General features: G+C 56.2%; 8 protein-coding genes. All 8 read right to left on the reverse strand.

The features are described from left to right. Positions 1–133: 133 nt before the first annotated feature. The 8 genes from recD to HNEAP_RS09885 all read right to left on the reverse strand — a co-directional run bounded on the left by recD (position 134) and on the right by HNEAP_RS09885 (position 12800). Entirely contained in the window at positions 134–2278 is a 2145-nt protein-coding gene (gene recD / locus HNEAP_RS09855) for an exodeoxyribonuclease V subunit alpha (protein ID WP_012824834.1), read from the reverse strand. Continuing rightward, positions 2275–6033: an exodeoxyribonuclease V subunit beta gene (recB, locus tag HNEAP_RS09860; RefSeq protein WP_049772525.1), complete on the reverse strand. Its 3759-nt coding sequence runs from the start codon at positions 6031–6033 to the stop codon at positions 2275–2277. The genes recD and recB overlap by 4 nt, the downstream gene beginning before the upstream one ends. A 23-nt stretch (positions 6034–6056) precedes the next feature. Further along, entirely contained in the window at positions 6057–6449 is a 393-nt protein-coding gene (locus tag HNEAP_RS09865; RefSeq protein ID WP_012824836.1) for a type II toxin-antitoxin system death-on-curing family toxin, read from the reverse strand. Next, positions 6446–6670, reverse strand: coding sequence for an AbrB/MazE/SpoVT family DNA-binding domain-containing protein (locus HNEAP_RS09870; RefSeq protein ID WP_012824837.1), 225 nt, complete (start codon positions 6668–6670; stop codon positions 6446–6448). Before HNEAP_RS09870 ends, HNEAP_RS09865 begins: the two co-directional genes overlap by 4 nt. Positions 6671–6875: 205 nt before the next feature. Then, positions 6876–7979: a porin gene (locus tag HNEAP_RS09875; RefSeq protein ID WP_012824838.1), complete on the reverse strand. Its 1104-nt coding sequence runs from the start codon at positions 7977–7979 to the stop codon at positions 6876–6878. Positions 7980–8087: 108 nt separating this feature from the next. Continuing rightward, positions 8088–8318 (reverse strand): hypothetical protein, encoded by a 231-nt coding sequence (locus HNEAP_RS12740; protein ID WP_012824839.1) that lies wholly within the window; start codon positions 8316–8318, stop codon positions 8088–8090. A 172-nt stretch (positions 8319–8490) separates the two neighbouring features. Beyond that, positions 8491–9849 (reverse strand): hypothetical protein, encoded by a 1359-nt coding sequence (locus HNEAP_RS09880; protein WP_012824840.1) that lies wholly within the window; start codon positions 9847–9849, stop codon positions 8491–8493. A gap of 29 nt (positions 9850–9878) precedes the next feature. Next, the gene (locus HNEAP_RS09885) at positions 9879–12800 is read right to left on the reverse strand and encodes a DUF2339 domain-containing protein (RefSeq protein ID WP_012824841.1); all 2922 of its coding nucleotides are present in this window, start codon (positions 12798–12800) and stop codon (positions 9879–9881) included. Between the last annotated feature and the right edge of the window lie 259 nt (positions 12801–13059).

Genomic DNA, 13059 nt, shown 5'->3' on the forward strand with positions numbered 1-13059 from the left:
CTCCCATCAAGGGAGAGGGGTTACACATCGTGTCATAAACAAACACGCTTCCTCCTGTGTAAAAGGGAGAATGAGGGGGATTTAATACGCCTTGCACTCTGCAAGAAAGATCAATTGAAAATCAATCAGCCGATTAATCATCCAAGCGCGCCAATTTCGCCCCCAACTGACCCGACCGCTGCACCCGACTGGCAATACCTTGTTTCAGAACGGTGAACGTCGTATCCGTTGGTGCCGAAACTAAAGTGAAGCGGTGACGGGCGCGGGTAATCGCGGTGTAGATCAGCTCACGGGTCAGCACAGGATTGGGCATGGCGGGCAGCACCAGCACGCTGTGATCGAATTCCGAACCCTGAGCTTTGTGCACGGTCAATGCGAAGGCGGTCTCGCAGGCGGTCAATCGTCCCGGCGCAATCCAGCGAATCGGCGACTCACCTTTTTCGATGATTTCATTCACGAAGGCCACCCGAAGCGATGGCGGGCTTTGAGGCGATTCGGGATTGACATAGGGCAAGGTGATTCCGATTTCGCCATTAGCCAGACGCAGCGCGGGATCGTTTCTCGTCACCATGATCGGACGGCCGATATACCAATCGCCCGTCACCGCCAACGCGCCCGAACGCCGCAACATGTCTTCGATCCAGCGGTTGAGCCCCGTCACGCCATATGGCCCGTGTCGCAAAGCACACAACACCTGTGCTTTGTTGTGTGCTGCGAAAATGGCCGAGGCACGCGCGTCCTGATTCTCTGCCGAGAGGGGCTCATTCAACGCTGCGAGCCAAGGCGCCAAGGATTCTTGAACGATGCGGCGCAATGGCTGATGCCCGGCGGCGTCGGCAACCAAGCGCACGGATGCTTGTTCCTTATTTGTTCTCAACAGGGTCAATGCTCCGGAGGCATCTCCCGCGTTCACGCAGCGCGCCAGTGCGCCGATATCGCTGGCCGAATCGAAGCGATAACTGTGGTGGAGTTGTACGGCAGCCTGTGCCAATGCGGCATCGGTAACAATCGACTTGTTGGTTTCGGAGTCGGGCAGCGTCTGCCCCGTTGTGGCGGCCAACCAGTTCCGCGTTTCAGCCGTGTAGGCATCCGGCGCAATCACCGAACTCAGCTCACCCAACACCGCCCCCGGTTCGACCGAAGCCAGTTGATCCTTATCACCCAGCAGAACAAGCTGGGTCGTTTCATCCAGCGAAGCGAGCAGCTTTGCCATCAACTCCACGCCGATCATGGAAGCCTCGTCGACCACCACCACATCGGCAGGCAAGGGATTCTCAGCTCGATAAACCGGATGGATCTGATTCGGGCGCACCCCGATCAGACGATGCACCGTTTCGACTGTATCCGGCAGCGCCTTGCGCAGATCGGGAAACGCCGCATCAAACGGGGCCAGTAAGGCGTCCATCTGTCCCAAGATGGATTGAAGCAATCGGGCGGCGGCTTTGCCCGTTGGCGCACACAACCGAATACGGCGTGGTGGCAAACCCGCCTCCAGCGCACGCATTTGCTCGAGCAGCAGGAACTTCACCACCGTGGTCGTTTTCCCCGTGCCCGGCCCGCCGGTAATCAAGGAAAAACGCCGACGAATCGCTACTGCACAAGCAATTTTCTGCCAATCCGGCTGAGCAATCGTGGATGGAAACAAGGCATCAAGAATGTGTCGGATCGGCTCTGCAGGCAATGCATCGGGCGTTAAGCGCGACCGCAGAGCGGCGACAATGCCCTGCTCCTGTTGCCAGTAGCGTCGAAGATAAAGTAGCCCTCCCTCGCGGACGAAGGGCGGGTTAGACTGTTCTGAAGTCGGTGCCCCGAGTATTGATGACCCATGTATCGATGATTCAGGACGCTGCAAAACCACCCCGGGGCAGGAATCCAATGCCGCTTGCCAACCGGTCAGCGTCACGCCCTGCAAAAGATCCGCAGGGGTAAATCGAGGCACAGCCTGAATATCATTGCCGCGCCCGTCGCCCGACGGGATCCTGAGCAAGGATTTGGCATCAATCAGACAAGCATTCATATCAAGGCAGACATGCCCTTGACCGGCTTGATGACTTGCCAGAACCAATGCCAGCAGTGCCGGGGCTGAAATATCCGCAGCGTGATTAAGAACCAACCCGGCCACGGCACGATCAATCGACCGCATCCACCCGGCAGCGACCCATTCATCCAGAATGTCCAGCAGTTCCGCTGATGGACGCCTCGAAGTCAGATTGATCGGCGCCGAGTCCGAAGGCTGATCCAGATCGAATGCCATCTGCTTCGCATAAGGGCGGTTCATGCCCATGCCTCCATACGAACCGGATGAGCGCCATTCGGGGAAACGTCATCCATCAGCAGCGCATCCATCGCAGCGATCACGGTCGGATTCGCCGGCGAGAAGTACACACCCTGCCCCGGGCTGTCGATACCACGAACGAACAGATACAGCGCTCCGCCGAGATGGACGGCCGGGTCGTAATTGGGCAGACGATCCTGCAAGTGTCGATGCAAGGCGGTTAGATACAACACCATCTGCAGGTCGTAGCGGGCGGCCAGCATGGCGTCAACCAAATGCTCTGGCGCATAGTCTTCCGGTGAATCGCCCAACCAGTTCGACTTGTAATCGAGTATGTAAAACCGACCATCGGCTTCGAATACCAAGTCCATAAATCCCTTGATCTGCCCTTCAAGATATTGGGCGGTGAGCAGCGGTCGCATCTGGCCGGGGTGAACATGCGCGCACAGCAATGCATCAATAGAACTTGTCTGAGTTTGAGCTACAGGCAGCCAGAACTCCTGCTCGATCTGGTATCTCGACACGTCCGCCAATCGTCGAGATGGCGTGGTTACCAAGGACAACGTCAATATCCGAAGCACCAACTCGGCCAGCGTACTTTGCTGATCTTCTGTCAGCGTCGATGCGAGTTGGCGAACCAGGTTCAAACTGAACTCGAAGTTCGCCGACTGGTTGAACCCCGCCTCCCCCGCTCGCTCAAGCAGGCTGTGTAGCAGCGTCCCGAACGTGGTGCCGCGCGGCAGGTGGCTGATGCGTGCGGACAATGATTGCGGATCGAAGCGGTGGGTCTGGGGCAGATCAAGCGACTCCTCGACCGTGCCGGTTTGTGACAGCACATCCCTCAATTGCTCTTGCTTCGCGGTTTCCGGCACGGCGACATCCGATTCATGCAGGGCATGAGTCAAACCACTGAAACTGCTGATTCGCCAATGGCTATCCACCCGTCGTTTGGCCGTTCGCGCAGGGGGTAAACTATCTTCTACAGGGGCAACGAAGCGTGCGTGCGTAATCGATGGGGGCGGCTCGATGGTCACGCCCGCTTGAGCGTCGAGATCAGTCAATGCGGCCTCGAAACTTGCAATAAACTCATCATTTCCCTGAAGCCTCAACACATGCCCCAAGCCGGATTCATGCTGATTGGGCTGCTTGCCCGCGCCGAATTTGACCGGCCCCAGCGCCAAGGTACACGCTGACTCAGCTCGTGTGAGCGCGACATAAATCAGCCTTACGCTCTCGGTCATCTGCGCCTCATGCTCCGCCGCGATGGCTTCGGGGAACTCGCCCAGACTCATACCGCGCCCGGTGCTCGTTCGCCAGGGTGTCGCCGTGCTGTTTTTATTCGCTTCTTTGGGGCGAATCAGGGGCAAGAAGGGCAAATAAACCACAGGATATTGCAGGCCTTTGGCGGAATGGATCGTGATGATGCGCACCAGATGCTCATCCTGCTCCAGTCTGAGCTCATGCTCGGCTTCGTTATCGCTGACGGCCTGCGCATACCGTTGCAGCAGGGCATCCAATCCTGCCAATTGCGCCTGTTCATTCTGCGCCCAATCTGCCAGATGCAAGAGGTTTGTCAGCCGCCGCTCGCCCGAACGATCCGGCAGCGGCGCGGCCAACAATCGGGCCGGAATATGATAGTCATGCATGAGCTGATACACAGCCGCAAGAATGCCCTGATGCCGCGTGATACGCTGGTAGGCCATGAATCTCGATGTATCTTCATCCAGTCGGGCATCGTTACGAACGGCATCGAGTTCGCCCCAATGGCGCGCGAAACTTGACGAACCCAACGCCGCACGAAGCCGGTCCTGACGTTGCGGCTCGGCAATCGCCAACAGCCAGCGGTGAAAATCCGCCGCTTCCTCCGTTGCGAACAGTCGATGCCGGTCAGATAAATACACGCTCTTGATGCCGCGACGAATGAGCGACTGTTGCAGTACCGCGGCCTGATCGCCCGTGGACACCAGAATCGCAATATCCTGCGGGCGCAAGGCTGTCATTGCGCCCTCGGCATCAAAAAATGCACAATCGCCAACCTGCGCCGCATTGAGACTCGAAGTGATGGCCTCGGCGGTATGCTCCGCCATTTGCTCAACAAAATGACCCGCCGCCAGCAGCGAATCGCGCGGCAAAGCCCAACCCGTCAGGGGGGGACACGGCTGCCACTCACCGGCTTCATTGCGCCGTTGCAAACGGCGAGCCTTTCCTCGCGCGCTGACGCGAATGAAGGGCAACGGATTGCCTTCATCCGTTTTATGTCCAAAGGCACCCGATGGCTGGCGGTCTGCGCGCTCGAAGACATAATTCACCGCTGCGACCAGTTCCGGCGTGGAGCGATAATTGGCATCAAGCGTGTAATGCCGACCTTGCGTCGCCTCGCGGGCGGCAAGGTAGCTGAACATGTCCGCGCCCCGAAAACGGTAGATCGATTGCTTCGGATCACCAATCAGAATCATCGTACCCGCTTGTCCCGCAGCCTCGCCATTCCCGCCGATTCGGAACACCCGATCGAAAATGCGGTATTGCAACGGATCGGTATCCTGAAACTCGTCGATCATCGCCACGGGAAATTGCGTGCGGATTGTGTCCGCGAGTTGCTGGCCTTCAGCACCCGTCAATGCGCGATCAAGGTTCAACAGAATATCGTCAAATCCCATTTCGGCATTTTGTTGCAACACCGTATCGATGCGATCACGCACCCAGAATGCGGCGTGGGCCAACAAGCGGATCGCCGACTGCTCACGGCCGTGACGAGCAGCCTCCATCGCAACCGGCCATGCAGAAAAAACCGCCAACGCGGGATGAAACGGTCGTTCAAGTTTCTTGTTGAATTTGGGTTGGGTGAGAAACTTGAATACATCAATTGGCAGCGGCTCGCCGGTTTGTGCCCACAGATCGAGGCTATCCCAAAGAGTTGAGAAGTCCGTCAATTTGGATAACGTTCTGTGCGAAGTGCCACTCAACGCACTCATAATGGGCAACCAGGCATCCTTCAAAGTCTCAGCATGCTTTGACCAAGCCTGTCGTGCATCTTGCTCCGCTTGCTGGGCTTGAGTATCCAGTTCGGCGATGTCGGCCACCATCGCAAAAAAATCAAGTGCCGCAGGATCAACCGGTTTGCCATCCACAAACAGCGGTGCACCATCACGCGACAGCAGCCCGTTGAGCTTTTGAGTCAATGCGGAAGGTCCGCCCAGCAGATTCGCCACGGAAAGCGCCTGAGCAGGTGGCAACGCATAAATATAATGACGCCAATAATCCTGCACAGCCTGATCGACAACCGGTGTCAACGATGTGCGCACCGTCTGTTCGAACAAGGCCCGACTATGGAAAGCATGCTCGTTCAGCATCCGCTGACACCAGCCATGAATCGTGAAAATCGCCGCTTCATCCATCCAGTTGGCTGCCATTTCAAGGCGACGGGCGGCGGCAAGACGTTCTTCTGAAGTTGGAAACGCCGCTCTTAAATCAAGTAAATACGGATCAACCGCAATAGGATCGAGTTCAGAACCGGCTTCGGAGAAAATGCGGTACGCCTCAAACAACCGTGCGCGAATCCGATCCCGCAACTCATCGGCGGCGGCATCGGTAAAGGTGGTCACCAGAATTTGCGGCGGCATCAACGGTTCTGTGCCATGCCCCAAAACCAAACGGACATAAAGCAAGGCAATCGTGAACGTTTTACCCGTACCCGCACTGGCCTCAATCAATCGACTACCGGCGAATGGAAACGTCAGCGGATTGAGTGGCAAGGGCATATTTGACTTACTCAGGGGCACAATTAGTCCTTTGCGGAAGAATAACGCTCGAACCACTGAGAAAGGATGCGTTCGTCAATGGCGCCAGCGGCTAGTTGTTCATACATCAATACCGCCTCGGGCTCCGGCGCATTGAGTGTGCAACCGTTTAACTCAAGGAATACAGCGGCAATGGTGAATGCAATGCGTTTATTACCATCGACAAAAGGATGATTGCGCACTAGGCCGAAACTGTAGGATGAGGCGAGTTCAAATAAAGACACGCCAGGCTCGTACACAGCACGCTGCTTCGGGCGCGCCAGAGCCGAATCGAGAAGATCGGGATCACGCACACCCGACAAACCACCGTGCTCGGCCAGCAGCATCTTGTGGACAGCAAACACCACCTCCGGCAACACCCAAACCGGATCGCTCATTTTGCAAGTTCGTGCAGCGCGTTGCGGTACCGCTTCATTACATTCTCTGCCGCATCCATCTGTGCTTCAAAATCTTGCTGATAGGGCGTCAATGTCAATCCATCAGGGCCATCCACCAGATACAGCACATCCCCTTTACCGATTCGCAGCCTTGCAAGCACTTCCCTCGGAAGAACGATACCCATGGAATTTCCAATCGCAGAAACTTTTACTTTTAGCATGGCAATAATCTCATCAAGTTATTACATTTGTTATCACGCTCAAGCTTAGGGGTATTGGAAATCATCGTCAATCAAAGCTTGCTTATCACCACGGAAAACTACCCATAGGTTAAGCAGGCAATAAAAAAGGCACCTCAAGGTGCCTTTTACAATTTTGCAAATTTTAACCCCGAAGGTGTGATCGTAAGATCACGCCCTCAAATGATTAGAACTTGTGCACGAGACCCAGTGATACCGCAGAAGACTTGCCGCCAGTGAATGAACCGGTGTTGTTGTAATTACCTTGTGGGTAACTAGCACCGTGACCACCATCCATAATGGTGTAGCTAGCATTCGCACCATTGTTGGTTTGTGCATAAACCGCATACACGCTGGTTTGCTTGCTCAGCTTGTAATCATAACCAACTGCCCACAATTCGCCATTGGTGTCGCTGGTGTTATCAACATCATCAGCCTTGTAATATTGGGCTTTGATTGTGTTTGCACCCATGAAGGTGTAAGCAGCGCCAACGCCATAGGCTTTCTGGTTGTCGTTGCTGTATGCAACATTCTGGATATCTTGGTAGAAGCCCAGAATCTTGAAGCCGGCGATGCTGTAGTTAGCGCCTAAACGATAGGCTGACTGATCTGATTTCATCGGTGCTGCGTTGGTATCGTTCTTGTGATATTCGTACGCCGCATCCAAGCCAAAGCCCGCAATTTTGTAGCTGGCGCTCGCGCCGTAGGCCTTGTTCTGATCACCATAAATGCCATTAGGACCGGTAGGATCCCAGTTGTTGATGTAGGCCAATACAGCTTTGAAGCCCATCAGATCAGGGGTAACGTAAGCAATGGTCTGGGCAGGACACAAATCCCATTTGGTGTCTGTCAAACCAGCGTTGTTCTTAGGACCGCTGATGATGTTACGAGTATCGCCGATGGTTGAGTCGAACAGGTCATAACTACGACCCATCATTTTCAATGGTGTGTCGTGACGACCGGCAATCACGGTACCCCAGCCACCTGTCAAACCAACGAAAGTACCACGCTGACCACCCAGTCCGCCTGAAGAAGACGTCTTGCCGGTACCCCAGTCAACGCTGGTTTCGTACTGATAGATCACAGACAGGCTGTCGTTGATTTTCTCTTTGCCTTTGATACCAATGCGCGAAGAGTTAGAAGAAAAACCGCTGGTGGTGTTGTCGGCGTTATCGCCACCAACAAAATCATAAGAAACGTGGATTTTGCCGTACAAAGTGGTGTCGGCCATGGCAGCAGCTGGCGCGATCATTGCGGCAGCGACGGCGATTGCGATGATATTCTTTTTCATCCGATCGATCTCCAATAGAGGTTTTGAGATTACAAGATTCCCCAGCCATCTGGGTACGCAGGCAATAGTAGCCTGATACCGCCTCGACACAAGTCACAACCAACTTTTTTACAACATAGGCTCGTCTTCGTGTTGCGACATCACAACACGGCATGGGCATTTGCCCCAGAAAATGGCATTCGCTTCGCTGCCAAAGGTGTGTTCGTGGTTGTGGTGCACTCTGAGCAAACCCTCTACCCGCCCACCTCGGCGCGCCCAGGGTCGCGGTGCGACGCGGGCTTGCACCCGCTCCACGTTGCCCGCTTCGCTCCCCACAAAGGGGAGGGAGAAAATGCGCAATAGCCCCTCTCCCTTGATGGGAGAGGGGTTGGGGTGAAGGTGTTGAGGCTGCTACCCAAGCACTACCCCCACCCCGACCCTCCCCCGCGAGGGGGGAGGGAGAAAAAAGAGCGTTTACATCCTTCGTGAACGAGTGCGCTCCCTTTGCAAAAGGGGGAATAAGAGGGATTTTTCATTCTGATCGAAACAGACGTGTATACAGGGTGGTGAGCCAGTGGTGGCGTTGCCAGACCAAATCCACACCGTTATCTATCTCAAAATTGCGGGCTTGGGCCGCGGTGTGCCTATGGGCCGGTTGTCTTTGCGTGAGAAACCGATCGATGGCATCGAGGCTTGCATTCCATCCGGCAAGATCACCTTCGAGGTAACACCACAACGGCTCGCTCCAGATAAGATGCACCGGACGCGAGGGCGAAACGCCACGGGCAAGCAACTCATTTATATCCGGCTGGGAATTCGCAGAGAGAATCACGACCGGGTTATTTGCATCACTGGCGACGTTTGAATGAAGGGCTCCCGCCAGAACGGCTGAGTCGGTATAGATAAGAGCCCGATCATCATCGCAGATCCGGTCGGTAGCCTTTGGCAATAGTGACTCGGCGGTTTCAACATCCGATGATGAGAACAGCCAAGGGCTACGCCCCCACACCCAAAGGCTGTTGATTTCGGGACGCGCTTTTTTTGCCCGTTCGGCGTTAACGGGATGGCTATAAAGCCACATTTGCAACTCCGTGAGCCAGCGCCGGAACGGGCGCAATTCATTACCCGCCAGCAGTTGGCCAATAGGACGATTCAGAGCACAGCCCAACGGCGGCAGATCGACCGTGCCCACCCGTTCGAGCGCAGTGGCGGTGTACCCCAGATAGTGCCGCCCGCTCGCTGCCGAAAACAGGCTGATGCCATCGGCTTGAAGCCATTGATTCAAATCCGCTTGCAGCGCTGCCCATTCCTCACGCTCGACATGCAGATAACGCGGCCCCATCAGCACTGCGTTGTCGGTGCCTGCCTGCAAGTGCACCGGCATAATCTGGCTGACGGCCACAATGTCGGGATGTTCGGCGAGTGCTGCGCGCAATTCGGCATCCTCCGATAAATCTGCCTGCAATGCGAATGCCGCTGTACCGTGGTCCCTATCCATTGCGGTAAACCGCGCCAACAGCAGAGCTTCCGGATCATCTTTACAGGCTTCATCTTGGGTTTGTGTTGCTGCCGGCCGCTCCGTCATTCGTTTCATACGACGTGAACGCAGCGCCACTGACAGCGGTCCGTCGGTCGGCCCATCCGGTGGCCACTGCCAAAGCCGCTCCGGATTCGGCAGGGCAACCTGATGACCCGCCTTTTGATCCTCGGGAATCTCGAAAAACCCGTCATTCCCGCGCAGGAGGGAATCCAGCGCCTTGATTTTTCTGGGTTCCCGCTTTCGCGGGAACGACGAATCACGGGTATTTCGAGGTGCCCCCTTATGAGACTTATCCTCTTCAAAACGGGGTTCGGGATGTAATCCCAGGATACTTAAGTGCAGCTTATTCATTGTGTTCGCAGAAAATCGGGGTATGCAAATCAGTCGGCCTTCTGTTCGGAGTCATTTGTGTTCTGGTCATCATTGGCAAATGGGGCCTGTTTGGCCGGTATCGGGGCGATATAACCTGCCAGCAAGAGCAGCACGCCCACGCCGACAAACGAGATGATCCGGGCGAGTGTATCGCTGCCGGACAAATCGACCAGAAAAAGTTTGAGCACCACAACGCCCAGCAACCCGGCGGCCACCAACCATAAACGACGTTGCTTCAGTCGGCTAGCCAGCACGATCAGTATCAAGCCTAACAACGACCAGGCAATAGAGTATGTCGTTTGCGCCAGCGCCTCGTGCAGGAACCGCCCGTCATCGAGCGGCAGCCCGGCGTACGCATTCAGGCTGCGGGCAATCATGGCATTGAGCCAGACAAACGCGGCAGCGCCCATCAACCAATGCAGCACCTGTTGTGTTCGCTCACCGGCATAGTTCAGGAAATACGCACCGGTCAGTCTTCCATGTCGCCATAGGGCGAACAGGGCCAGAGCAGAAACAAAATCGAGTGCATTGAATAATGGCAAATAACCGATCTGTGCTGGTTGGCCCCAGCCTGCACCCATAACAGGATCAGTCACCCACAGCCCGTGGACGATAAACATCCAACCCAGTAAGAACACACCCAATCCCGATGCGACCCATCCACGATAGTCAGCCGCATGGCCAAATCGTTCAGCGAAGGGCCAGTGACGGGCGGAACCAACCCAACTCAGCAGCAACACCGGTATCAATCCCCAACTCATGGCCGTCCAAACGCCGGGCGTGTTCGGGTGCATGATGCCCCTTGGCCCCAAATCGAACCAGCCGAAATACAGCGTAAACCCGAACAGTCCCCGGAAGATCGCATCCGCCAATTGGGGCGCCAACACAGGCGCCAGCAGCCACAAGCCCAAACCATGCAAGCGCTCGGATGCGAAAACGGATTCGCTTCGACGCTCGCTCCAGTAGAGCCCGCCATAGAGTGTGGCGAACGCCAATAGCCATGCAAACCAGCCTCCTTCGTGGAACGGGCTCATATTCAACAGCAAAATCAAGCCGCCCAGCGCCCACATCCAGACGGTTTGCAGCGCGAGCGTATAGCGCAGAATCGACCAGTCCTGCAGCCGCCCGCGCACCCATTGGACCAGCAGCATCGAAGCACTGGCGAACATCAGCCACAGCGTGAACGGCTGAAGCCAGCTCGCCACATGTGCCAGATCGTAGAAACCGGTGCCGAACCACCAGGCCAATCCCCAAAGGGTCAACAGGGCTGGGACCGGCACCCAGTTTCGCCAATCACGCAACAAATACGCGCTCGCCAACCCGGAAAGCGCAATCAAACCGCCACTCAGGAAATAGCCATCCAGCAAAGGCCAGTGTGTCGGGTCGAGCGATGAAGGATCGTCGCCAAACGCCACGCCGGCACCGAGTTGCAGCAAAAGGCCAAACACAACCGGCCAAGTTTTCCCCTGCCGCAATCCGACCCAAAGCATGGCCGCGCCTTCCAACGCCCAGGTGGTGCTGGTCCATTGCCCATCGAACGCGAACGGCACGGCCAAAGAAACAAAACCGAGGCCCAATAGCAGGAAAGCATCGTTCAGAATCTTGAAATACTCACCGACAGCGCGCCGCAACCCCAGCCACAACACAAGATAGAGCGCGCCCAAGCCGAATGCGCTCCAGGCCAGACCGTATTCGAAATTTTGGACCAGAGCGGCTTGCAGCCCAAACCCGACCAGGGGCGGGCCGAACACGAGGGTGGATTGCACATAATCACGCTGACCGCCTGCCCGTTGCTGACGCGCAAACAATAGGGCTGTCGCCAGAAAGATCAGATAAAAACCGATGAGGAAAGGTTCGGTTGTCGAAAACAGCGCAGGCTTATAGTTCAACCCACCCCAGATTGTGCCGATCACGAACGTAAACAAAAAGGCCAGCAGGTTGAGTTCACGCCACGCCTTGCGCCAGGCGACGAACACGATGCCGAAATCGAGCACAAGGTAATAACTGAACAGATCGACATGCCTTCCGCTGTCGCTACCCGCCAGAATCGGCGCAAGAAAACCGCCAATAATCCCCAGCACGGCAAGGCTCCGGGCATCCTGAACGACCGCCAGCACTGCGGCAGCGGCCACAACCAGAAGCATCAGCCCCATCGTTACGCCCGCCGGCAACAACCCGTACAGACGAAATGCGGCGTATAACGTGAGATACGTCAGACCAATGCCCCCGCCCTGCAAAACAAGGGCATAACCGGTATGTCGCTCACGCAAATACCAGCCGATGCCGAGCAGCACCAACCCGCCGATACCCACAAGCGTCAAGCGGACGCTGATCGGGAACAGGGCCTGATCGGCGGCGTATTTCAGCAGGAAGGCCAAGCCGAAAAACAGCACGATCACCCCGATCTTGGCGACCACATTGCCCTCGGTGAGGAATCGGTACACGCTCGACCACAGGCGCGACAAGCCATCTGGCGCTCCGGTTTCGGCCGACGAGGGCGCGCCCCAGGCCGAGACCGATGCACCGTTTTCAGGGTCTTTTTCAGGCAACGAAGCGTTGGTTCGCGCGATCACAGGCGACTCGCCAACCGTCTTCAATGGCACGGATGAAGATTCCGGCAAAGGTTCGTGCGATGGCACAAGATCGGGTTTAGATTGGGGTGCGCACGACGCCACTTCGTCCACGGCGGGTTCGGGCGCGGCGGGCGGATTCGACGCTTCGGATGGCGACGCGCGCTGCGCCGGAGGTTGAGACAGATGACGCAATTCATCTCGCAACAATATCTGATCGGCGATCAAGGCCTGAACCTGCCGATTCAACCGACTGACCTGCGCTACGAGAAAGCCGGTCAGTGCGCCAAACGCCGCGCCCCAGATTCCCGCCATCGCCATCCCGAAAATCAGCCCCACAAACGTGAGTGTAATCATCATGTGCTGTGCTCCTTGCTAAAACGGCCGCTTTTCTGTCGATTTCATCATCTCCAGAATCTATTCTAAAACCGTCCACAGATGCGAAATCGATTCGCCGCCAGAATGCCTTTCTGTGGCAAGTGGCGCAACGCCATTCAATGAACCTTGTAATGAATGTCATCTATTTGCTCTATCAAGCAGGAAAACCGCTCCTCGCGCAGGACATGCTGAAGGATATAAACGGGAACGCCATTGGCGGGATTGACCGCAAGCGGACACC

This window comes from Halothiobacillus neapolitanus c2 (genome assembly GCF_000024765.1).
Taxonomy (GTDB): Bacteria; Pseudomonadota; Gammaproteobacteria; order Halothiobacillales; family Halothiobacillaceae; genus Halothiobacillus; species Halothiobacillus neapolitanus.

Bases quoted from the DNA above. Each gene is read 5' to 3' on its own strand.
- HNEAP_RS09880 (WP_012824840.1), bottom strand. From the start codon at position 9,849: ATGAATAAGCTGCACTTAAGTATCCTGGGATTACATCCCGAACCCCGT.
- HNEAP_RS09875 (WP_012824838.1), bottom strand. From the start codon at position 7,979: ATGAAAAAGAATATCATCGCAATCGCCGTCGCTGCCGCAATGATCGCG.
- recB (WP_049772525.1), bottom strand. From the start codon at position 6,033: ATGCCCTTGCCACTCAATCCGCTGACGTTTCCATTCGCCGGTAGTCGA.
- HNEAP_RS09870 (WP_012824837.1), bottom strand. From the start codon at position 6,670: ATGCTAAAAGTAAAAGTTTCTGCGATTGGAAATTCCATGGGTATCGTT.
- HNEAP_RS09885 (WP_012824841.1), bottom strand. From the start codon at position 12,800: ATGATGATTACACTCACGTTTGTGGGGCTGATTTTCGGGATGGCGATG.
- HNEAP_RS09865 (WP_012824836.1), bottom strand. From the start codon at position 6,449: ATGAGCGATCCGGTTTGGGTGTTGCCGGAGGTGGTGTTTGCTGTCCAC.
- recD (WP_012824834.1), bottom strand. From the start codon at position 2,278: ATGAACCGCCCTTATGCGAAGCAGATGGCATTCGATCTGGATCAGCCT.